19 protein-coding genes are annotated in these 22830 nt (G+C 64.9%); 14 read left to right on the forward strand and 5 right to left on the reverse strand.

Annotation, left to right across the window (positions count from 1 at the left end; genetic code table 11):
* Nucleotides 1-129: 129 nt before the first annotated feature.
* On the reverse strand, nucleotides 130-2916 hold the full coding sequence (locus tag ACCQ13_RS11905) for a sensor domain-containing protein (protein WP_208800365.1): 2787 nt from the start codon (nucleotides 2914-2916) through the stop codon (nucleotides 130-132).
* Nucleotides 2917-3074: 158 nt separating this feature from the next.
* Between ACCQ13_RS11905 and ACCQ13_RS11910 the strand changes: the two genes are divergently transcribed.
* Together ACCQ13_RS11910 and ACCQ13_RS11915 are read left to right on the forward strand one after the other, a co-directional pair.
* Nucleotides 3075-5168 (forward strand): sensor histidine kinase, encoded by a 2094-nt coding sequence (locus ACCQ13_RS11910; protein WP_159407225.1) that lies wholly within the window; start codon nucleotides 3075-3077, stop codon nucleotides 5166-5168.
* Nucleotides 5169-5171: 3 nt separating this feature from the next.
* Complete coding sequence (locus tag ACCQ13_RS11915) at nucleotides 5172-6893, forward strand: EAL domain-containing protein (RefSeq protein WP_104603701.1); 1722 nt, start codon at nucleotides 5172-5174, stop codon at nucleotides 6891-6893.
* 139 nt (nucleotides 6894-7032) lie between these two features.
* Here ACCQ13_RS11915 and ACCQ13_RS11920 read toward each other — a convergent pair whose 3' ends face one another.
* The 4 genes from ACCQ13_RS11920 to flgA all read right to left on the reverse strand — a co-directional run bounded on the left by ACCQ13_RS11920 (nucleotide 7033) and on the right by flgA (nucleotide 9924).
* Nucleotides 7033-8259: an ATP-binding protein gene (locus tag ACCQ13_RS11920; protein WP_159407987.1), complete on the reverse strand. Its 1227-nt coding sequence runs from the start codon at nucleotides 8257-8259 to the stop codon at nucleotides 7033-7035.
* A gap of 295 nt (nucleotides 8260-8554) precedes the next feature.
* Nucleotides 8555-8887 carry a flagellar protein FlgN gene (locus tag ACCQ13_RS11925; protein ID WP_104603703.1) on the reverse strand — a complete coding sequence of 111 codons (333 nt, stop codon included), beginning with the start codon at nucleotides 8885-8887 and terminating at the stop codon, nucleotides 8555-8557.
* Between the two features lie 14 nt (nucleotides 8888-8901).
* Entirely contained in the window at nucleotides 8902-9213 is a 312-nt protein-coding gene (gene flgM, locus ACCQ13_RS11930; protein WP_104603704.1) for a flagellar biosynthesis anti-sigma factor FlgM, read from the reverse strand.
* Nucleotides 9214-9279: 66 nt separating this feature from the next.
* Nucleotides 9280-9924 carry a flagellar basal body P-ring formation chaperone FlgA gene (gene flgA / locus ACCQ13_RS11935; protein ID WP_104603705.1) on the reverse strand — a complete coding sequence of 215 codons (645 nt, stop codon included), beginning with the start codon at nucleotides 9922-9924 and terminating at the stop codon, nucleotides 9280-9282.
* Nucleotides 9925-10227: 303 nt separating this feature from the next.
* Between flgA and ACCQ13_RS11940 the strand changes: the two genes are divergently transcribed.
* From ACCQ13_RS11940 to flgL, 12 genes are all read left to right on the forward strand, one after another.
* On the forward strand, nucleotides 10228-11172 hold the full coding sequence (locus ACCQ13_RS11940; RefSeq protein ID WP_104603706.1) for a chemotaxis protein: 945 nt from the start codon (nucleotides 10228-10230) through the stop codon (nucleotides 11170-11172).
* Nucleotides 11173-11491: 319 nt separating this feature from the next.
* Nucleotides 11492-11893: a flagellar basal body rod protein FlgB gene (gene flgB, locus ACCQ13_RS11945; RefSeq protein WP_104603707.1), complete on the forward strand. Its 402-nt coding sequence runs from the start codon at nucleotides 11492-11494 to the stop codon at nucleotides 11891-11893.
* A gap of 3 nt (nucleotides 11894-11896) precedes the next feature.
* The gene (gene flgC / locus ACCQ13_RS11950) at nucleotides 11897-12304 is read left to right on the forward strand and encodes a flagellar basal body rod protein FlgC (RefSeq protein ID WP_104603708.1); all 408 of its coding nucleotides are present in this window, start codon (nucleotides 11897-11899) and stop codon (nucleotides 12302-12304) included.
* Between the two features lie 38 nt (nucleotides 12305-12342).
* Nucleotides 12343-13008, forward strand: coding sequence for a flagellar hook assembly protein FlgD (locus ACCQ13_RS11955; RefSeq protein ID WP_159407226.1), 666 nt, complete (start codon nucleotides 12343-12345; stop codon nucleotides 13006-13008).
* Between the two features lie 31 nt (nucleotides 13009-13039).
* Entirely contained in the window at nucleotides 13040-14263 is a 1224-nt protein-coding gene (gene flgE, locus ACCQ13_RS11960; RefSeq protein WP_104603710.1) for a flagellar hook protein FlgE, read from the forward strand.
* Between the two features lie 165 nt (nucleotides 14264-14428).
* The gene (gene flgF / locus ACCQ13_RS11965; protein ID WP_159407227.1) at nucleotides 14429-15184 is read left to right on the forward strand and encodes a flagellar basal-body rod protein FlgF; all 756 of its coding nucleotides are present in this window, start codon (nucleotides 14429-14431) and stop codon (nucleotides 15182-15184) included.
* Between the two features lie 606 nt (nucleotides 15185-15790).
* On the forward strand, nucleotides 15791-16576 hold the full coding sequence (gene flgG, locus ACCQ13_RS11970; protein WP_104603713.1) for a flagellar basal-body rod protein FlgG: 786 nt from the start codon (nucleotides 15791-15793) through the stop codon (nucleotides 16574-16576).
* A 38-nt stretch (nucleotides 16577-16614) separates the two neighbouring features.
* A complete protein-coding gene (gene flgH, locus ACCQ13_RS11975) occupies nucleotides 16615-17307 on the forward strand; it encodes a flagellar basal body L-ring protein FlgH (protein ID WP_104603714.1) in 693 nt (230 codons plus the stop codon).
* A 10-nt stretch (nucleotides 17308-17317) separates the two neighbouring features.
* Nucleotides 17318-18436: a flagellar basal body P-ring protein FlgI gene (locus tag ACCQ13_RS11980; RefSeq protein WP_159407228.1), complete on the forward strand. Its 1119-nt coding sequence runs from the start codon at nucleotides 17318-17320 to the stop codon at nucleotides 18434-18436.
* A gap of 1 nt (nucleotide 18437) precedes the next feature.
* Nucleotides 18438-19616 (forward strand): flagellar assembly peptidoglycan hydrolase FlgJ, encoded by a 1179-nt coding sequence (locus ACCQ13_RS11985; RefSeq protein ID WP_159407229.1) that lies wholly within the window; start codon nucleotides 18438-18440, stop codon nucleotides 19614-19616.
* Between the two features lie 11 nt (nucleotides 19617-19627).
* On the forward strand, nucleotides 19628-21502 hold the full coding sequence (flgK, locus tag ACCQ13_RS11990; RefSeq protein ID WP_104603717.1) for a flagellar hook-associated protein FlgK: 1875 nt from the start codon (nucleotides 19628-19630) through the stop codon (nucleotides 21500-21502).
* The gene (gene flgL / locus ACCQ13_RS11995; protein ID WP_104603718.1) at nucleotides 21502-22707 is read left to right on the forward strand and encodes a flagellar hook-associated protein FlgL; all 1206 of its coding nucleotides are present in this window, start codon (nucleotides 21502-21504) and stop codon (nucleotides 22705-22707) included. Before flgK ends, flgL begins: the two co-directional genes overlap by 1 nt.
* Nucleotides 22708-22830: the final 123 nt, after the last annotated feature.

A 22830-nucleotide genomic window follows, 5' to 3' on the forward strand; every position in this document is an offset into this window, starting at 1 on the left:
CCCTGAAGGCGCGAGCTTTTGTTCAAATCGACGTGAGAAGGTCCGCTGCCATGGCACGGCACCAATGCGGTGGCATCACTGCAGGACTGTGCACCGCGCCGGGCTGGCGGCGCCAGCCGGGCCAACATCTCAGTTGGCGATCACCAACCGCGCGCCCAGCCGCATGCCGGCTTCGGCCTCGCGCAGCCACTGCGCCATGTCGCGTGGCGACAACGGGCGCGAGTAGAAATACCCCTGGATTTCGTCGCAGCCCTGCTGGCGCAGCAAGGCATCTTCCTGCACCGTCTCCACGCCCTCGGCCACCACCTGCATGCCCAGCGCATGGCCCAGGTGCACGATGGCCTGGGTCACTTCGGCCGTGTTGGCGTCGTCGAGCATGCCCTGCACGAAGCTGCGGTCGATCTTCAGGCGCTGCACCGGAAAGCGGTTGAGGTAGTGCAGATTCGAGAATCCAGTACCGAAGTCGTCCACCGCCAGCAGCACGCCGTTCTGTTCGAACAACTCGAAGCAACGGCGCAGCGAATCCGAATCGCGAATCAAGGCCGATTCGGTCAACTCCAGCTCCAATCGCGACGGCGACCAGCCGTTGTCGCGGCAGATCTCCAGCACGCGCTCGGCGAAGCCGCGCTCGCGCAGCTGCACTGCCGAAACGTTGACCGCAATGCGGCTGAAGTTGAGTCCGGCACGGTCCCAGACCACCGCCTGGCGACAGGCCTCGCCAATGACCCATTCGCCAAGGCGCACGATCTCGCCGCACTCCTCGGCGATGGGAATGAACTCGGCCGGGCTGCACGGCCCGTGACCCGGCCGATTCCAGCGCATCAACGCCTCGATCGCTGGCGAGGTATCGCCGACGGTATTGACCAGCGGTTGGTAGACCAAGGTGAATTCTTCGCGTTCCAGCGCGCCTTGCAGCGCATGCTCCAGCTCCAGGCGACGCTGTGCACGCATTAGCACGTCCTGGCTGTAGTAATGGAACGTGTTGCGGCCCGATTCCTTGGCGGCATACATCGCCGCGTCGGCGGCGCGCAGCAGGCTGTCGAAGTCCGACAGGCCCTCCCCTTGCAGCGCGATACCGATGCTGGCGCCGAGCTTGAGGGTCACTTGGTCCTTGCGCAGCGGTTCGCCCAGCGCGCTGATGAGCTTGCGCGCGACGTGGCCAGCATCTTCCGGCTCGGACAGATCGCGCAGCAGCACGATGAATTCATCGTCGCTGAAGCGGCCGAACAGGTCACTGTTGCGCAGGTGCTGGTGCAGGCGCGCGGAGGCGAGCTTGAGCAGGTTGTCGCCGGTCGCATGACCGAAGGAATCGTTGATGCTCTTGAAGCCATCCAGATCGATCAACAGCATGGCCATCACCTGGCCGCGCTCATGCGCTTCGCGGATGGCGTTTTCGGCCTGCTCGCGCAGCAGGAAGCGGTTCGGCAGGCCAGTCAGGCGGTCGTAATGTGCCAACAGCTCGATGCGTTCATTGGCCTCGCGCTCGCGGGTGACATCGCGGAACAGGGCCACGAAGCGCGGCGGCAGGCCTTCGCGTCGGTCCAGTTCAATCAGGACCTGCACCCAGACGCGCTGGCCGGAATTGCGGTAGAAGCACAGCTCCAGTTGTTCGGGCAGGCCGCCGTCGGAAATGCGCAGCAGCGCCGATTCGAAGGCATCACGCGAGTCCTGGGTGTAGAGCGCAAGCGCCTGCTCCAGGGTGATGTTTTCCTTGCGCAGGCCGTGGATGCGATAGCACTCCTCGGTCCACTGCATGCGGCGGGTGTCGACCTCGATCTCGCAACCGCCGATCTTGCCCAGTGCTGAGACGCGGTTGAGCAATTCGGTACGCCAGCGGATCAAGGCATCGGTCTGGCGTTGTTCGGTCACATTCTGTAGTTGGCCAAGAACGCGCACCATGCTGGCGTTGCCATCGAACACCGGCTGCGCCCACACCCGCAGATGATGCGGGTTGACGCCCGGCAGGCCGTTGACTTCCAGCTCGAAATGCACGGGTAGGCCTTCGTGCTTGATCTTGCGCCAGGCGCTGCGCAATTGCGCAAGCGAAGTGCGCGCAAGCAGGCGCAACAGGTCGCGGACGCCGTGCAGACGCAGTTCGGCCATGCCGAGCTGCTGCAGGAAATCCGGCGAGATCCACAACTGGTCGTTCAACGCATCCCAGCTCCAGCTTCCCATGCTGGCAATGCGCTGGGCCTCTTCCAGCTGGGCCTGCTGCTCACGCAGCTGCTGTTCGAGCAGTTTCTGGTGGTGCACATCGGTATGCGTGCCGACCATGCGTAGCGGCCGGCCATCGGCGGTGCGCGAGACCACCCGGCCACGGTCCAGAATCCAGCGCCATTGGCCGTCGTGCTGGCGCAGGCGGAATTCGGCCACATAGGTCTCGGCACGCCCCTCCAGGTGGGCCTGCACCGCGGCGCTGACTTTCGCGTGATCGTCGGGATGGATCAGCCCGGACAAGGCAGTGAGATTGTTCGGCGGCGGCTGCTCGCTGTAGCCGAGCATGCGCGTCCAGCGTTCGGAGCGGTACACCACGTCGGCCGGGATATCCCAGTCCCACAGGCCGTGATCGGCGCTGTCCAGACCCATTTCCCAGCGACTGGTGCCGTCGGCGCCTACCGGTTCGGGAATGCTCAACGTGAACGCCATGACCTGGCCATGCTCGTCGCACACCGCGCGCAGCCAGCCTTCCAGTCGCCTGCCGCCGGTGCCCGGCAACACGCAGGCGGCCATGCCGCCGCCGTCCGCCACCTGGGCGCGGCTGCTTTCCAGCACTTCGGCATAGGCACCAAGGGTTGCCGGCAGCCCGATCGACTGCGCAACGCGGTTGGCCGCCAGCGGCTGGCCATGCGCATCCAACAACACCACCGCCGAGGTCAGCGGGTGTTGCAGCATGCTTGCAATGACGCCTGAGTCCACTCTGGAACACTCCGAAGAATCGCCCCCTGGCTCGGGGTCGCAATGGATAACGGCCGTTTGATGAATTAGTTGAGGCACCGGTTTCCGGCATGACCGAACCGGACCGAGTTACGGCTAAGATGGTTCCATCGCCCGCTCCATAGGTCGTCTGCGGACCCATGCAACAACCCGACGCCGCGCCCGCGTTCTCGTCCCCTCCCGTTTCCTGCCTGCGTCTGGCCCGGCGCCTGACCCATGGTGTGTGGACCCTCACCGGGCTGTACCTGCTGGTGGGCGTGATCTGGCTGTTGCTGGGCAACAGGCTGCTGAGCCTGGCCGGCGCGGCAACCCCGGAACGCTGGTCCGATGCCAGCTTCCTGCTGCTGTCGAGTATGGTGATCCATGTGGTCCTGCGGCGTTTCGTGGCCCTGATCGTGGACGAACATGCGCAACTGGCGCAGTCCGAGGCCTTGTTGAAGGCCAAATTCCTGGCACTGCCCAGCCCGGCGTTCGTCTACGATCTGGCGAGCATGCGCATCCTCGATGCCAACCCGGCAGCGCTGGAATTCTTCGGCTGGGAGCGTGACGAGTTCCTGCAACAGACCCTGCAGGCGATCTGGCCCAACGCCGACGGCGCGCGGCTGGAAGAGGTGATCGCGCAGATCCGCGCCAAGGGCGATGCCACCTGCGTATTGCACGAAGACCTGATGACGCGCAGCGGGCCGCGCCATGTAGAGGTGCGCAGCAACCAGCTGCATCTGGCCAGTGGCCCGGCCCGCCTGGTGGTGACCCTGGACCGCAGCGAGGAACGGCAGGCGCAGCAACTGCGCGACGAGGCCGTGCAGCGCCTGGAAGAAGCGCAATCCATCGCGCGGCTGGGTTCGTGGCAGCTGGATCGGCAAACCGGCCTCGGGCGCTATTCGCCAGCGGTCTATCGCGTGCTGGGGCGCAGCGTGCCGATGCACCGGCGCGAGCATCGGCTGGAAGAACTGCTGAACGCCTCCGACACCGCCACCCAGGCGCGGATCGAACGCATGATCGAGGACATGTGCACCGGTGGCGAGGTGCAGATCGACGTGCTGTTGCCGCTGACCGGTGGCGATTCGCAACCCCGTACCGTACATCTGCGCGCCGAGAGCGTGACCACCGCCAGCGGCGCGCGGCACGTGCACGGCACCTTGCAGGACGTGAGCGAGCGCGAACAGTCGCGGCGCCTGCTGCGCGAGCGCGAAGAGCAGTTTCGCGAGCTGGTGCGGGTATTGCCGGACGGGGTGCTGATCCTGGCCGACGAGCACGTGATGTATGCCAATGCGGCCGGCTCGGTCCAGTTCGGTTTCCAGGGCGAGACCATCCTGGGCGAACCCTTGCAGACGCTGGTCAGCGACACCGATCTGCCCCTGGTACGCGACTACCTGCGCGCCGGCAGCGACCGCAACGAGCCGGTGTCCAGTGCGCGCGCGATGCGCCGCCGCGATGGCAGCACGTTCTATGCCGGCCTGTCGGCCGGCGACATTCGCTATGGCGGGCGCAGCTGCAAGTTGCTGGTGGTACGCGACCTGAGCGAACCCGAACGCATGCGCGATGCGCTGGCCGAGAGCAACGCCGAACTGCAGGCAATGGCCAAGCGGCTGTTTTCGTTGCAGGAGGACGAGCGCCGCGCCATCTCGCGTGACCTGCACGATGATATCGGCCAGGCGATCACGGCGATGAAGCTCTCCGCGCACGCGGCACTGGACGAGCCCGATCCTGAGGCGCGGCGCGAAGACCTGCTGGAAGTGGTGTCGCTGGCCGACACCACGGTGACCAAGCTACGCAATCTGTCGATGCTGTTGCGCCCGCCGCAACTGGACGCACTGGGCCTGGAAGCGGCACTGCGCTGGCAGGCGTCGATGCTGTTCCGTGCCTCGCAGGTGCGGCTGGAGCTGGATATCCAGCCGCTGGAGGTACGTCCGGGCAACGAGATCGAGCAAGCCTGCTTCCGCATCGCGCAGGAAAGCCTTACCAATGCGCTGCGGCATGCCTGTGCCGGTGAAGTACGCATGCGGCTGCGCTCGATCGACAGCGAAAGCTTCAGCCTGGAAGTCAGCGACGATGGTGATGGGTTCGAGCCGGAAGGTCCACGCGGGCTTGGATTGATCGTGATGCGTGAGCGCGCGCAAACCGTCGGCGGTGCGCTCGCGATAGAATCGGCTCCCGGTGCAGGCACGCGCGTGACGTTGCGCCTGCCCTATCACCCGGCCGGCGAGTCCGTCCACGAAGATGGTGGACGTTGAGTCATGTGGAACCCTGTGATCCCGCCCGGACTGGAAATCGTCAAGCCGACGCGGCTGGGTGCGGGTAACCCCGACCTGTTGCACTTGGTGGACGCGGCCGCTTCCGGCGGCGCGCCCCTGATGGTCTTCCATGTCGATATCGACCACTTCGCCTCGATCAACGAAAACATGAGTGGCGAGGTCGGCGACCAGGCGCTGACCCTGGTTGCGCGACGGCTGCAAGAATTTTTGGGCACGCGCGGCAAGCTGTGGCGCCATGGCAGCGACGAGATGGTCATCGTGGCGGTGCGCCGCGAGGACACGCCATTGCCGGAAGATTTCGCCGAAGAGATCCGCCAGCAATTGGAGCTACCGCTGTCGGTTTTGCCGTACACGCTGTTCATGACCGGCAAGGTGGGCATCAGCCTGTGCCCGGAACATGCCACCTCGCTGTCCACCTTGCTCGATTACGCCGAGGAAGCCAGCTACCAGGCCGCGCGCGAAGGCGGCAATACGGTGCGGTTGTACACGCGCAATTCGGCGACCAATGCGCATAGCGAAAGCATCATCGCGCGGCAGATCGTCGATGCCATTCCGCATGGCGAGCTGCGCCTGCGCTATCAACCCCTGGTGAGCGCACGCGACGGGCGCATCGTGGGCATGGAGGCGCTGCTGCGCTGGCAGTCGCCGACGCTGGGCATGCTGGTACCGGAGCGCTTCATGCGCACCGCCGAACGCCTGGGCGTGATCGTGCAGATCGGCGAGTGGGTACTGCAGAACGCGGTACGCCAGGCGCGGCTATGGCGCGACCAGGGTTTCGACGATTTCAGCATCGCGGTGAACGTTTCCACACTGCAGCTGCTGCGCCCGGGCTTCTTCAACGAAGTGATGGCGATGCTGCAGACCGCAGGCGTGCCAGCGCAATTCGTGACCCTGGAGATCAACGAAAGCGCGTTGACCAACAACGTCAACTTCGTCCACGAGACGATGGCCAACCTGCGCAATGAAGGCATCAGCCTGAGCCTGGACAATTTCGGCACCGGCGATTCCAGCCTGAGCGCACTGGTGCGTTACCCGGTGGATCGGCTGAAGATCGACCGCAGCTTCATCAAGAGCGCGCCGGCCGGCAGCCGCGAAGCGGCGATCGCGCGCGCCATCATCGCGATGGGCCACCAACTGGGCATGACGGTGATTGCCAATGGCGTGGAATCGCAGGCCCAGCTGGGCTTTTTGCGCCGCAACGATTGCGACATTTTCCAGGGGTATCTGTTCGGCGAGCCGATGTCGGCCGAGTCGGCAGGCATGGCGCTACGGCGGCGCTACCTGCGCCCGGAGTCGTTCGCCGAAAGCCGCCCCGACCGCACCCTACTGCTGCTGGACGACGAAGAAAACGTGCTGCGTTCGCTGGTGCGCCTGTTCCGCCGCGATGGCTACCGCATCCTGGCGGCCGGCAACGTGCGCGACGCCTTCGACCTGCTGGCCACCAACGACGTGCAGGTGATTCTCTCGGACCAGCGCATGAGCGACATGAGCGGCACCGAATTCCTGGGCCGGGTGAAGATGCTCTACCCCGACACCGTGCGCCTGGTGCTGTCCGGTTACACGGACCTGGCCACGGTGACAGAGGCAATCAACCGCGGCGCGATCTACCGCTTCCTGACCAAGCCCTGGAACGACGACGAACTGCGCGAGCACATCCGCCAGGCGTTCCGCACGCATGACGAATTGCGCAACGGCCGGGAATAGGGAATCGGGAGTGGGGAATCGGTAGAGCAGCCCATTACCGCCCTGTTTGCATTATCAGACCCGCAGCCAACACCCAGCCACCGACAAACCGCTTCTACCCATTCCCGATTCCCCATTCCCGAATCCCAGTGCGTCAGCGCTACTTCGGCTGCCGGATCGGCAACACGATGCGGAAGCTGGCACCCTGCCCCGGGACGCTTTCCACGTCGATACGGCCGTGATGCTTGTTGATGATGCCGTAGGAGATTGACAGGCCCAGGCCAGTGCCACTACCGACCGGCTTGGTGGTGAAGAACGGGTCGAAAATGCGCTGCAGCAGATCCGGTGCGATGCCGGCGCCGCTGTCCTGGAACTGGATCCACACGTTGTCGGCCTCGTCGCGGCCGGTGGTGACGGTGATCGTGCCGCGCTCGGCGATGGCCTGCCCGGCATTGAGCAGCAGGTTCATGTACACCTGGTTGAGCTCGGACGGCAGGCACTCCACCAGCGGCAGATCGGCGTAGTTGCGCTCCAGGGTGACCTTGTACTTGAGCTCGTTCCAGATGATGTTGATGGTCGATTCCAGACCGGCGTGCAGGTCCACCATCTTCCATGACTCGGAGCGGTCCGAGTACGAAAAGTCCTTGAGGTCGCGCACGATGCGGGTCACCCGTTCGATGCCCTCGCGCGACTCGGACATCAGTTGCGGCAGATCGCGGCTGATGAAGTCGATGTCGGCACGATTGCGGATCTCGTCGATCTCCGGGATCAGCGCCTTCGGGTCCGGCGCCTGCAGCGCACGCTCGTAGGCTTCGATCAGGGTGAACAAGCTGCGCAGATACTCCTGCAGGCTGCCGAGGTTGGAGTGCACATACCCGATGGGGTTATTGATCTCGTGCGCGACGCCGGCCGCCAGCTGGCCGATGGAGGCCATCTTTTCCGACTGCAGCAGTTTGTCCTGTGCGCCGTTCAGGCGCATATAGGCCTGGCGCAGTTCCGCATGGCGCTGTTGCAACTCGCGCTCGTAGTCCTGCTGGCCTTCGATATTGTGGAACAACGCCAGGAAGTGACCGGCGCCCTGCTCTTCGTTGTAGTACAGGTGCGCGATGACCACCGTGTCTGCCACCGGCAGGCTGCCGGTCCAACTGCCCTTGCTACGCGCCTGGTTGAGCGCGTCTGCGGGCAGCACCTGCGAGATGCGCTCCCCCAGGTTGCGGTCGTCGGTAGGGTCTTCCTTGCACAGGCTCTGCCGCGCGACGGCGTTGGCCAGGATCAGCTGCCCGTCGGCACGAAACAACAACACGCCCTCCAACAGCTGGTCGCCGAAGGCGCGTAGCGTGGTCGAAGACGGCAGCAGTGCTTGGTTGAGAAAGAACTTGGCGGTCACGGGAGAAGGCAGCGGCAAGGGCAGCTCAATATACGCCCAACCACTGCAGCGCCATATCGCCACTTGGTCGTAGACCGCATCCCGCGCGTGCGGTGCTCGCTACCTGGCAGGCACGGCCGCAGCAGCAATTGATGGCGCAGCCTGACGGCATGCCGGGATGTGCATCGCCACTGCAGGGGCCAGTCGGCCCACCATCGCGCGCACTATTTCGGTGGCGGCATGGGATGGCGCATGGCCTTGCCACGGACGTGCCTGTGTCATCGCCAGTGCGGCAGCGGTGCTTGCGCCCCGGTCTTCAGGCCACGGCCAGCGAACGCCCGCCGCGCACCACGTTGGATTGGCCCTTGGCATCGTAGGACGGCGCGCTTTCTGTGCGGCCCAGGTGACGCAGCGCCCAGTTCACTTCCCGGCGGCGGCGTGCCAGCAGCGCGCCATTGGCGCGATTGGCTTCGGCCAGCTCGCGCAGGCGGTCTTCCTCGCCTTCGGGCATCGCTGATTCCAGCGCGCGCAGCGCCGACAGCTTGTCCTGCGTGTGCCGCATCAACCCATCGATGTCGTTCTCGAGTAATGCCTGGCGTTCGCCGGCCAGCGCATCGCTGAGACGTTGCAGGGACTCGTTCACGTTCATCCTTTGCGGTCGGATCAACCGGCCAGTTGCTGATTCAGATCCATCATGCGGCTGGCGATGGCATCCGGGTTGATGGAGTAGCTGCCGTTCTGCAAGGCTTCCTTCACTGCCTGGACGCGACCGGTGTCGATCGCCGAGGACTGCGAAAGCTCGCGCTGCAGGTTCTGCAGGTTGGTCGCCTCGCCGGTCAGCTTGACGCTGTCGGTGGGCGCGGTGGCAGCGATCGGGGACGTGCGATCTTCGCCGGCCGAAGCGATCTTGCTGCTGGTGGCCGCCGTACGAAGGGTGGCAGCGGTCGGTAGATTACCTTCAATTTTCTGGGTCATGTCAGGAACTCCTCTACAGGTCGTAGGGGATAACGGCACCCGGAAAAAAAACTTTACAACTAATTTTCACCTGGAAACGACGACGGTTCCACTGGCCTCGACGACTCCCTGCACCACCCGCCGCGAGGAAGAATTCTCCACCGATACGCGCTCGTTCTCGCCGGCATCGGACAGCGCGCGGCCGCTCATGCGCACTTCCAGGCCACCGTTGCGCGCCACCAGCGGCACGGTGTCGCCGCGTCGGACCAGGCGCTGGGAGACCAGATCGCTGGCAGAGAGCAGCGTGCCGGCAGGCAGGATGCGACGAGCGCTCCTGCCGACCGCAGCCACCGGGTCGGCCAGCACCGCACCGACGATGCGCGCGGCGTCACGCTTCTCGATGCTGATATCGGCCAGCGAAATGGTTTCTCCAGCGCTGATGCCGCGGCGCAGCACCAGCACGTCCTGGTTACGGCGCACTTTGAGCGGCACGAACAAGCGCCAGCCGGCCGGTTGCGGGCAGGCCACTTCCACCGTATTGGTCCCGGTGGGCTGGGCCTGCAACGCGATCGGGCAGGCCGGCATGCGCAGGCCCGGATCGAGCGTGGCCTCGGCCTGTGCATCCGGGCCAACGGTCGCGAGCGCCGCAGCACGGATGGAATCGACAGACTGATAGCTCTGGGCCCACGCCGGAGCGGCAGCCAACAAAATGACAAGCAGGAGCAGGCGCATGGGACCAGATCCGGAGGAAGACGGGACAGACGCTGCAAGCGGCGTGCCTGTTTTCGAATAGGGAATCGGGAATGGGGAATCGGTTGGTGGCTGAAAGATGGTTGGCCTTCGTTGCTGCCGTGCGATTTACTAGGTGAAAGCTATCAGTAGGCAAAGTCACTGCCCTTCGCTTCGGGCTTGCTGCGGAAAGCTTCATCCCTCGCTTTTACGATTCCCCATTCCCGACTCCCCATTCCCGACAGCGCCCCCCCGATCAACCACAAAGCCCTCAAGTTTCCGGGCGGCGCTGTCGATATCTGCCCCATGACCCACGATCTGCTCAACCGCATCGACCAGCGCACCCGACTGGCTGGCCACAATCGACTGGCCCTGCTGCTGTTCCGGCTGGGCGGGCGCCAGCTTTTTGGCGTCAACGTCTTCAAGGTGCAGGAAGTGCTGCGCCGCCCGGATCTGTTCCAGGTGCCGGGCCTGCCGAGCGAGTTCGCTGGCGTGGCCGATGTCCGTGGGCGCTCGGTGCCGGTGCTGGACTTGGGGCTGGCCATCGGCCACCCCGAACGCGACTCGCACGCCGAGGGTGGCCCCGGGTACCTGGTGGTGGCCGAGTTCAACCGCTCGGTCCAGGGCTTTTTGGTCAGCGGCGTGGAGCGGATCGTCAATATTGCGGTGGAAGATATTCATCCACCGCCGGAACTGGGCGCCGAAGCCACCTACCTGACGGCAGTCACCCGCTTCCATGGCGAGTTGATCCAGGTCATCGACGTGGAAAGCGTGCTGGCCGACATCGCCAAGGTCAGCAAGGACGTGCAACTGGATCCGTCGTTGCAGCTGGTGGCCTACGACCGGCAGTTCCAGGTACTGGTGGTGGACGATTCGCGCGTGGCGCGCCAGCAGATCCGCAGCGTGCTCGACCAGCTCGGTGTCTCGGCCACCCTGCTGTCGGACGGCCGCCAGGCGCTGGATCACCTGCTGCAGGTGGCCGCCTCCGGCGAAAACCCGGCCGACCGCTATGCCATGGTCATCTCCGATATCGAAATGCCGGCGATGGACGGCTATACGCTGACGACGGAAATCCGGCGCACGCCAGGCCTGCAGGGCTTGTACGTGCTGCTGCACACCTCGTTGTCCGGGGTGTTCAACAACGCCATGGTCGAGCAGGTCGGTGCCAACGCCTTCGTGGCCAAGTACAGCGCCCACGAACTGGCCGACTATGTGCTGGCGCGCCTCAAAGTGGTTGCCGAAGCGGCCTGAGCACACGTTTGGGCCGTACAGTCGATGAGCCGCAGGCGGCCATCGTCAGCGCCTGTTCCCTGGAAAAGGCTCCTGGTGACGGAATTGCGGCGGTGTGAGCATTCCCTCGCCAGGTCCTGACACCTGTCAGACAGTCTGGCCGGGCTGCAAGTTGCACAGCTGACCGCTGCAGCTTCTCCGGGGACAACCCACGTCCCGATCTCTGCCCGCCAAGCCCGTCTTTCGGCTGCTCCTGGCGCCCTCCCGGCGCGCCCCCTGTCCCACCTCGATTTGGCACAAACATTGCTTCTTCCCTGGCAACATCTCGCGGGAGAGCACCGTGTCCAATCCCTTCTCGTCCTTTCTAGGCGTCCACGGCGACGCGCTGCCGCTGCGCGAGCAACGGATGAAGCTCATTGCCAGCAACCTGAGCAATGTGGACACCCCTGGCTACAAGGCCAAGGACCTAAACTTCGAAGCCGCGCTCAAGGCGGCCGAAGGCGCACGCGATGGCACCCTGTTGCAGACCACCGACGCCAAGCATTATGAGATCGGTGGCAGCGCCGGGCTGAACCCGTTCCAGATCACCCGCGCAGCCGACCAGCCCAGCCTGGACGGCAATACCGTCGATCCCGACGCAGAACGCGCTGCCTACGGCCGCGCTGCGCTGGAATATCGCGCGTCGCTGAGCTTCCTCGAATCCAAGGTGCGCTCGATGCTCACCGCGATCACGGGCCAATAAGTCATGAGCAACCTTCCCATTTTCGATGTGGCCGGCTCGGCGATGCATGCGCAGTCGGTGCGCCTGAGCACCATCGCCTCCAACCTGGCCAATGCCGATTCGGTGGCCGGTTCGGCCGAGGCGACCTACAAGCCGATCGAGCCGATCTTCCAGGCCCAGCAGAACCGCCAGGACCCCAGCCTGACGTCGGTGAACATCAAGGAGATCAGCAACACCAACGCCCCGCCGATCCGTCGCTACGAGCCGGGCCACCCACTGGCCGATGCCGATGGCTATGTGTTCTCGCCAGACGTGGATCCGGTGTCGCAGATGGTCAACATGATTTCCGCCTCGCGCAACTACCAGGCCGGCGTGGAAATGCTCAATACCGCCAAGGAACTGGCGCTGGCGACCCTGACCATGGGGCGCTGACCCGTCCCTAGCTGACCCAACCCAACGGAACCTTCCAGATGAGCACGATCGGCAGCGATCTCTACAAAAGCCTTGGACTGAGCACTGGCAGCACTGTCGCCAAGAAGGAGGAAGCGCTCGGCCAGGCCGACTTCCTCAAGTTGATGACCGAGCAATTGCAGCACCAGGACCCGCTCAAACCGATGGAAAACAGCGCATTCCTCGGCCAGCTGGCGCAGTTCTCCACGGTGCAGGGGATTGGCGACCTCAATACCAAGGTCGGCGATTTCTCCGCCGCGATGAGCAACGACCAGGTACTCAAGGGCGCGGCGCTGGTCGGCCACAACGTCCTGGTGCCGTCCCCACAGGTGGCCATCGATGGCACCGGCTCGAGCAAGGGCGTGGTGTCTTCCACCGCCGCCGGCACGGTCAATTTCGAGATCACCGACGCCAACGGCACCTTCGTCAAGCAGATCAGCGTGCCGTCACCCGCGCCCGGCGAGGTGGCCTTCGCGTGGGATGGCACCGATGCCAATGGCAACCGCATGCCCGCCGGCAAGTACGGCATCACCGCGACACAGACCGATACGGCCGGTGCCAAGAGCAAGTTGCCCACCTACGTGGATGCACCGGTGGACAGCGTGACCATCGGCGCAAAGGGCCTGTACCTCAACCTGACCGGGCTCGGCACCGCCCCGCTCGCCAACGTGCTCCGCATCAGCTGAGCCGGCAACCGACACTCAAAGGAATCCATCCATGTCTTTCAATACTTCGTTGTCCGGCATCACCGCAGCCAATGCCGACCTGAACGTCACCTCCAACAACATCGCCAACGTCAACACCACCGGCTTCAAGGAGTCGCGCGCCGAGTTCGCCGACATGTTCCAGAGCACCAGCTACGGCCTGTCGCGCAACGCGGTGGGTTCGGGCGTGCGGGTCAGCAACGTGGCGCAGCAGTTCTCGCAGGGCAATATCGACCCGACCGGGCGCAGCCTGGACCTGGCGGTCTCCGGCGAGGGTTTCTTCACCGTCTCTTCCAATGGCGCCAAGATGTACACCCGCGCCGGCAACTTCCAGACCGACGCCAATGGCTACGTCATCAACCCGCAGGGCGCGCGCCTGCAGGTGTTCGCCCCCAATCCCAGCGGCAACGGCTTCGACGTGGGCCGCCTGTCGGATCTGCAGCTGCTGACCACCGACAGCCCGCCCAAATCGACTTCCACGGTCAACCTGGCCTTCACCCTGCCCGGCAATAGCACCGCACCGGTGGTGACCCCGTTCAACCCGGCCGACGACAAGACCTATAGCCATTCCACCGGTGGCATCAACGTCTACGATTCGCTGGGCGTCAGCCATGTGCAGACCTCCTATTTCGTCAAGACCGCCAACCCGAACGAGTGGCAGGTGCACAACTATGTGGATGGCACGGCGGTCGGTGCACCGACCACCCTGCAGTTCTCCAATACCGGTGCGCTGACCACGCCGGCCAATGGCATCGTCACAATGGACCCGTTCACCCCCAGCACCGGTGCCGGCGTGCTGAACATGCGGCTGGATATCAGCGGCTCCACCCAGTACGGCGAAGCCTTCGCGTTGCGCGACACCCGCCAGGACGGCTACGCCAGCGGCAAGCTCAACGAGATCAGCATCGACACCAGCGGCGTGGTGTTTGCGCGCTACTCGAATGGCGCCGACAAGCCGCTGGGCCAGGTGGCGCTGAGCAGCTTCGTCAACCCGCAGGGCCTGCAATCGCAGGGCAACAACATGTGGGCCGAAAGCTACACCTCCGGCGCCGCGCGCACTGGCGCACCGGACACCTCGGACCTGGGCCAGATCGAATCCGGCTCTCTGGAATCCTCCACGGTGGACCTGACCGAGCAGCTGGTGAACATGATCGTGGCCCAGCGCAACTTCCAGGCCAACTCGCAGATGATCTCCACGCAGGACCAGGTCACCCAGACGATCATCAATATTCGTTAAGAGCCGGGAATCGGGAGTGGGGAATAGGGAGTGGGGAATAGGGAATCGTAAAAGCCGGCGTCGCGCGTGACTGATGCCGGCCTTGCCCCCTACTCTCCCAGCCCCCGCCATCCCGCTGTTGCGATTCCCGATTCCCGATTCCCGATTCTCCATTCCCGGTGCCCCATGGATAAAGCCCTCTACGTCGCGATGACCGGTGCCCGTGCCTCCCTGCAGGCGCAGAGCACCGTGTCGCACAATCTCGCCAACGTCGATACGGTGGGGTTCAAGGCCGCATTGGCCAATACCGAGGCCTTCAAGTTGCAGGGCAAGGGGTATCCGTCGCGCATTGATGCCTTGCATGTGGATCAGGGCTTCGATCGCAGCCAGGGCCACCAGAAGGTCACCGGCAACCCGCTGGACGTGTCGCTACAGCAGGACCGCTGGCTGGCGGTGCAGTCGCCCGACGGCAGCGAGGCCTATACCCGCAATGGCGAGCTGGCGCTCACCGCCAATGGGCAGCTGGTCACCGCCAACGGGCATGCGGTGCTGGACGAGGCCGGCAACCCGATGACCATCCCGCCGCACCAGGCGATGGAGATCGGCAGCGACGGCAGCATTTCCATCATTCCCCAGGGCGAAGGCCCGCAGACCATGGCCATCGTCGGCAAGATGAAGGTGGTCGATGCCCCTGCCGATCGTTTGACACGGCGCCCCGACGGGTTGATGCGCAATACCAGCACCGACCCGGCGCAGGCGTTTGCGGTGGCCACCGGCAAGACCGTCAACAGCGGCATGCTGGAAGGCAGCAACGTGGATGCCGCCGGTGCGCTGGTGGAAATGATCCAGCTGCAGCGCCAGTTCGAAATGCAGGTCAAGATCATCAAGAACGGCGACGACAATGCACAGTCGTCCAATTCGCTGCTGCGGGTGAGTGGCTGACCGCAGCGCGACTAGTTTTTCAGCGGCAAGGCGGCTGATCTGTGGCTTGCTGCAGGGCCCTCGCCCGCCCACCCTCGCGGGACACGCCGTGAATCCATCCATGGAGGCTCTGATGCGGCATCCATGCCGCATAAGGTCCCGCGAGGGTGGGCGGGCAAGGACCAGTGGAGGGTGTCGGTGTGCATGTTTTAGAGCCACGCATGAGCGCGCGCGTTCGATTCTGATGTAACGCGCCGGCTCAACATTCCACCCACATCAAGCGCCAAATAGCGTTTCACGCGACGACCGACCAACTTCCTGGTGCGGTGTCCTTGCCGTTGGCGGGACCATGTAGCGGCATGGATGCCGCTACTGAGCCTCCAGGGACGGATTCACGGCGTGTCCCGCCAACGGCAAGGGCACCGCGCCCTCGACCAACCACCACTGCAACTACCACTGCAACTGCGTCGCAGTAGCAGCCACCAACCCCGCACCCGCAGCACATCGCGCACCAGGCCGCGTGATCCAGCACACACCTGGCGGAAATCCGGCACGTGTTTGGCACGCCACGTGCATCTACCCACCCGTACCCGGAACACATCCCCGGGTCTAACGAGGAATCGGGTCATGAATCAGGCTTTGTGGGTCGCCAAAACCGGACTGGATGCGCAGCAGACGCGCATGTCGGTCATCTCCAACAACCTGGCCAATACCAATACCACCGGCTTCAAGCGCGACCGTGCCGCGTTCGAAGACCTGCTGTATCAACAGGTGCGTGCGCCGGGCGGCTCCACCTCCGCGCAGACACAGCTGCCGACCGGCCTGCAACTGGGCACCGGCGTGCGCGTGGTATCCACCTTCAAGGGCTTCGACCAGGGTAGCCAGCAGCAGACCGGCCGCGCGCTGGATGTGATGGTCAACGGCCGCGGCTTCTTCGAAGTGCAGATGCCCGACGGCACCTCCGCCTACACCCGCGACGGCACTTTCCAGATCAACGCGCAGGGCGAGCTGGTCACCAACAGCGGCTACCCGCTGCAGCCGGGTATCCAGGTCCCGGAAGGCGCGCAGTCGCTGACCATCGGCAACGACGGCACCATCAGCGTGACCCTGGCCGGCCAGGCCGCCGCGCAGGAGATCGGCGCACTCACCTTGACCGACTTCATCAATCCCTCGGGCCTGCAGGCCAAGGGCGAGAACCTGTTCGTCGAAACCACCGCTTCGGGCCCCGCACAGAACGGCAGCCCCGGCCTCAACGGCCTGGGCACCACCGTGCAGGGCGCGCTGGAAGGCAGCAACGTCAATACCGTGGAAGAGCTGGTGAGCATGATCGAAACCCAACGCGCCTACGAAATGAACGCCAAGGCCATTTCCACCACCGACTCGATGCTCGGTTACTTGAACAACAACGTCTGATCGGCTCGCCGCTCACCGCCCTCTCAGGAACTTACGCCATGTCCCGCCTGCCTTCCCTCTCCTCCCTGTGCTTGGCCATCGCCTGCAGCGCGCTGCTGGGTGGCTGCGTGGCTGCCGGCGATGTGCGGCCGTTCGCCGAGCTGGCGCCGATCGTGCCGGTGGTGGCGCCGACCGCACAGCCCACCGCCGGTGCGATCTATGCCGCCGGCCCCAGCTTGAACCTGTATGGCGACCGCCGCGCCCGCGATGTCGGCGACCTGCTGACGGTGAACCTGGTCGAGAGCACCACCGCCTCGTCTACCGCCAACACCAGCGTCAGCAAGGCCGACACCGTGGACATGAGCACGCCTACCCTGCTGGGCGTGCCGCTCACCGTCAACGGCACCGACATATTGCGCAATTCCACCAGTGGCGACCGCACCTTTGCCGGCAAGGGCAACACCGCGCAAAGCAACCGCATGCAGGGCAGCGTGACCGTCACCGTGATGCAGCGCCTGCCCAACGGCAACCTGGTGATCCAGGGCCAGAAGAACCTGCGCCTGACCCAGGGCGACGAACTGGTGCAGGTGCAAGGCATCGTGCGCGCGGCCGACATCGCCCCGGACAACTCCGTGCCCTCCAGCAAGGTGGCCGATGCCCGCATCGCCTACGGCGGCCGTGGCGCCATCGCGCAGTCCAACGCCATGGGCTGGCTGAGCCGCTTCTTCAACTCCCGTCTGTCGCCCTACTGAGCCTGCGACCATGAACCTGTCTTCCCTGCCCTTCCGTCTGCTCGCTGCCGCCGTGGCGCTGTGCGCGATCGCCGCGCCGGCCAGCGCCGAGCGCATCAAGGATCTCGCCCAGGTCGGCGGGGTGCGCGGCAACGCGCTGGTCGGCTACGGCCTGGTGGTTGGCCTGGATGGCAGCGGCGACCGCACCAGCCAGGCGCCCTTCACCGTGCAGAGCTTGAAGAACCTGCTCGGCGAACTGGGCGTCAATGTTCCGGCGAACGTCAACCCGCAGCTGAAAAACGTCGCCGCCGTGGCCATCCATGCCGAATTGCCGCCGTTCGCCAAGCCGGGCCAGCCGATCGATATCACCGTGTCCTCGATCGCCAATGCGGTGTCGTTGCGTGGCGGCTCGCTGCTGATGGCGCCGCTGAAAGGCGCCGATGGACAGGTCTATGCGATGGCGCAGGGCAACCTGGTGGTCGGCGGCTTCGGTGCGCAGGGCAAGGATGGCTCGCGGGTGTCGGTGAACATTCCCAGCGTCGGCCGCATTCCCAACGGCGCCACCGTCGAACGTGCGTTACCGGACGTATTCGCCGGCAGCGGCGAAATCACCCTGAATCTGCATCAAAACGACTTCACCACCGTCTCGCGCATGGTCGCGGCGATCGACAACAGTTTCGGCGCCGGCACCGCGCGTGCGGTGGATGGCGTGACCGTGGCGGTGCGCTCGCCGACCGACCCGGGCGCGCGCATCGGCCTGCTGTCGCGGCTGGAAAACGTCGAGCTTTCGCCCGGCGACGCACCGGCCAAGGTGGTGGTCAACGCACGCACCGGCACCGTGGTCATCGGCCAGCTGGTGCGCGTGATGCCGGCGGCCATCGCGCATGGCTCGCTTACCGTGACCATCAGCGAAAACCTCAACATCAGCCAGCCGGGCGCCTTCAGTGGCGGACAAACCGTCGTCACCCCGCAATCCACCATCACCGCCACCGCCGAAGGCAGCCGCATGTTCAAGTTCGAAGGCGGCACCACGCTCGACCAGATCGTGCGCGCGGTCAACGAGGTCGGCGCGGCTCCCGGCGACCTGGTCGCCATCCTGGAAGCCCTGAAGCAGGCTGGCGCGCTGACGGCGGAGCTAGAGGTGATCTGACATGCGTATCGCAGCCTCGCCCATTGATCTCAACCCGAGCACCAAGGCCGATCCGGCAAAGATCGACAAGGTCTCCCGTCAGCTCGAAGGCCAGTTCGCGCAGATGCTGGTCAAGAGCATGCGCGATGCCAGCTCCGGCGACCCGATGTTTCCGGGCGAAAACCAGATGTTCCGCGAGATGTACGACCAGCAGATGGCCAAGGCGCTGACCGAGGGCAAGGGGCTGGGGCTGTCGGCGATGATTGCCAAGCAGCTGGGCGGCGATACCGGCGGCCCGGCGTTGAATACCTCGTTGAGCACTGCCGATGCCGCCAAGGCCTATGCGCTGGTGGCGGGCAAGCGGGATGCCTCGTTGCCGCTGCCTGCACGCGATGGCGCGGCGAACGGCATCGACGTCAGCGCTGCCACACGCCCGGGCATCGGCACAGGCGGCCTGAGCGGGATCGGCATGAGCCAGGTGCTGGACCTGATCGCCGGGCGCACTGGCAGCAGCGAGGCCGGCGGCGACGATGCCGCCGCACTGAGCTGGCCGTCGGCCAAAGATCGCTGGAGCGATGTGGCCGCCAGCGATGCCGCCGACGCCAATGCCGCGGTCAACGCCAGCGCCGCCAGCAGCGCCGCTGCCAGCCTGGGCGAACGCACCCCGGAAGGCTTCGTCGCCAAGATCTGGACGCATGCACAAAAAGCCGCACGCGAACTGGGCGTGGACCCACGCGCACTGGTGGCACAGGCCGCGCTGGAAACCGGCTGGGGCCGTCGCGGCATCGGCAATGGCGGCGATTCCAACAACCTGTTCGGCATCAAGGCCACCGGCTGGAACGGCGCCAAGGTCACCACTGGCACCCACGAGTACGTCAACGGCGTCAAGACCACCGAAACCGCCGATTTCCGTGCCTACGGCTCGGCCGAGGAAAGCTTTGCCGACTACGTGCGCCTGCTGAAGAACAACGACCGCTACCAGGGCGCACTACAGGCCGGCACCGATATCCACGGTTTTGCACGCGGCTTGCAACGTGCTGGCTACGCCACCGATCCGGGCTATGCGGCCAAGATCGCGGCGATCGCCAACGGCCCGACCATCGACCGTGCGGTGGCCGCAATTGGCAACGCGGCGGCCGATCTGTCCAACCGCTACGCCAGTACCGCCGAGCCGGCCGGGCTTGGCACCATCCGTCGCTGAGGTAGTCGCCCATGTCCATCATGTCCACCGGGACCAGCGCACTGATCGCCTTCCAACGGGCGTTGTCGACCGTGAGCCACAACGTCGCCAACATCAATACCGAAGGCTACAGCCGCCAACGTGTGGAATTTGCAACGCGCACGCCCACCGACATGGGCTACGCGTTCGTGGGCAATGGCGCCAAGATCACCGACGTGGGCCGGGTGGCCGACCAGCTGGCCATTTCGCGCCTGCTCGACAGCGGCGGCGAACTCTCGCGCCTGCAGCAGCTGTCCTCGCTGTCCAACCGCGTGGATGCGCTGTACTCCAACACTGCCACCAACGTGGCCGGGCTGTGGTCGAACTTCTTCGACTCCACCAGCGCACTGTCTTCCAATGCCTCCTCCACTGCCGAACGCCAGAGCATGCTCGACAGCGGCAACTCGCTCGCGACGCGCTTCAAACAGCTCAACGGGCAGATGGACAGCCTGAGCAATGAGGTCAACAGCGGCCTGACCTCATCGGTGGACGAGGTCAACCGTTTGACGCAGCAGATCGCCAAGATCAATGGCGCCATCGGCAACAGTGCCCAGAATGCAGCGCCGGACATGCTCGACCAGCGCGACGCGCTGGTGACCAAGTTGGTGAGCTACACCGGCGGCACTGCGGTGATGCAGGACGGTGGTTTCATGAACGTTTTCACCGCCGGCGGTCAGCCGCTGGTGGTGGGAACCACCTCGGCCAAGCTCACCACCGTCGCCGACCCGTACCAGCCGACCAAGCTGCAGGTGGCGATGCAGACCCAGGGCCAGAACGTCAGCCTCAGCGCCAATTCGCTGGGCGGGCAGATCGGCGGCCTGCTGGAGTTCCGTAGCAGCGTGCTGGAGCCGACCCAGGCCGAACTCGGCCGTCTGGCGGTGGGCATGGCCAGCACATTCAACGCCGGTCACGCGCAAGGCATGGACCTGTACGGCGCGATGGGCGGCAATTTCTTCAACATCGGCTCGCCCACCACTGCCGCCAACCCGAACAACACCGGTAGTGCCTCCCTGAGCGCCACTTTCAGCAACATGAGCGCGGTGGATGGGCAGAACGTCACGCTCAGTTTCGATGGCACCAACTGGAAGGCCACCAACGCCAGCACCGGCTCGGCCGTGCCGATGACCGGCACCGGCACCGCAGCCAACCCACTGGTGCTCAATGGCGTCAGCATGGTGGTCGGCGGCACGCCAGCCAACGGCGACAAGTTCCTGCTGCAACCCACTGCCGGGCTCGCCGGCACCTTGTCGGTGGCCATCACCGACCCGTCGCGCATTGCTGCGGCAACGCCGGTCAAGGCCACCGCCACCGTCGCCAACTTAGGCTCGGGCAAGATCAGCGACGTCAAGGTCACCAATGCGCAGAACCCGGCGCTGCTGACCCCCTCCTCGGTGGAGTTCATCGACGCCAACCAGTACACCATCGATGGCACCGGGCCGTTCGCCTACACCGCCGGCCAGACCATCAGCGCCAATGGCTGGAGTTTTGCGCTGGATGGCGCGCCCAAAGCCGGCGATACCTTCGGCGTCGGCCCGATGGGTGCCGGCTCCAGCGACAACGGCAACGCCAAGTTATTGGCCAAGGTCGAAGACGCCAAGGCGCTCAACGGCGGCACGGTCACGCTCAACGGCGCGCTGTCGGGCCTGACCACGTCGGTGGGGTCGGCGGCGCGTGCAGCCAGTTATTCGGCCGATGCGCAGAAGGTCATCAATGACCAGGCGCAGGCCAGCCGCGACTCGATTTCTGGCGTCAACCTCGATGAGGAAGCCGCCAACATGCTGAAGCTGCAGCAGGCCTACCAGGCCGCTGCACAGATGATTTCCACCGCCGACACCATCTTCCAAGCCATCCTGGGCGCCGTACGCTGATGACTGACCGTATCTCCACCAGCATGATGTACAGCCAGTCGGTCGCCTCGATGGGGGCCAAGCAGGCGCGGCTGAACCAGCTCGAATCGCAGCTGTCCAGCGGCCAGCGCCTGGTCACCGCCAAGGACGACCCGGTCGCTGCCGGTACCGCCGTGGGCCTGGATCGCGCGCTGGCAGCAATCACCCGCTTCGGCGAAAACGCCAACAACGTGCAGAACCGCCTGGGCCTGCAGGAAAACGCCCTGACCCAGGCCGGCGACAAAATGGCGCGCGTCACCGAATTAGCGGTGCAGGCCAACAATTCCTCGCTCAGCCCCGACGATCGCAAGGCGATCGCCTCGGAGCTGACCGCCCTGCGCGACAGCATGGTCAGCCTGGCCAACAGCACCGACGGCACCGGGCGCTACCTGTTCGGCGGCACGGCCGACGGCAGCGCACCGTTCATCAAGAGCAGTGGCAGCGTCACCTACAACGGCGACCAGACCCAGAAACAGGTGGAAGTGGCGCCGGACACCTTTGTCAGCGACACCCTGCCCGGCAGCGAAATCTTCATGCGCATCCGCACCGGCGACGGCACCGTGGACGCGCACGCCAACGCCGCCAATACCGGCACCGGGTTGCTGCTGGATTTCAGCCGCGACGCCAGCACCGGCAGCTGGAATGGCAGCAGCTACAGCGTGCAGTTCACCGCCGCCAACACCTATGAAGTGCGCGACAGCACCAATGCGGTGGTCAGCACCGGCACCTATAAAGATGGCGAAGACATCAACGCGGCCGGCGTGCGCATGCGCATCAGCGGCGCACCGGCGGTGGGGGATAGTTTCCAGATTGGCGCCTCCAGCACCAAGGACGTGTTCTCCACCATCGACGACCTAGTCGGCGCACTCAACTCGGACACCCTGACCCCGCCGCAAAAGGCATCGATGATCAACACCTTGCAGTCGTCGATGCGCGATATCGCGCAGGCGTCCTCCAAGATGATCGATGCGCGCGCCTCCGGTGGCGCGCAGTTGTCAGCAATTGACAACGCCAACTCCTTGCTCGAATCCAATGAAGTCACGCTCAAGACCACCCTGTCGTCGATCCGCGATCTGGACTACGCCTCGGCGATCGGGCAGTACCAACTCGAGAAGGCCTCGTTGCAGGCCGCTCAAACGATTTTTCAGCAGATGCAATCGTCGTCGTTGTTTAATTTGATCCGCTGAATTTGCGCAGGACACCCTGCGTTTTGTTCGCTCCCGCGCGGCCCGGGTCGCGTGGAAGGACGGTATTTATTATTTCAGGGTTATACCAAGTCTAAAGATCGACAGGGTGCCGCCGGATCTATC

The organism is Xanthomonas sp. NCPPB 1638 (assembly GCF_041475635.2).
GTDB lineage: Bacteria > Pseudomonadota > Gammaproteobacteria > Xanthomonadales > Xanthomonadaceae > Xanthomonas > Xanthomonas cucurbitae.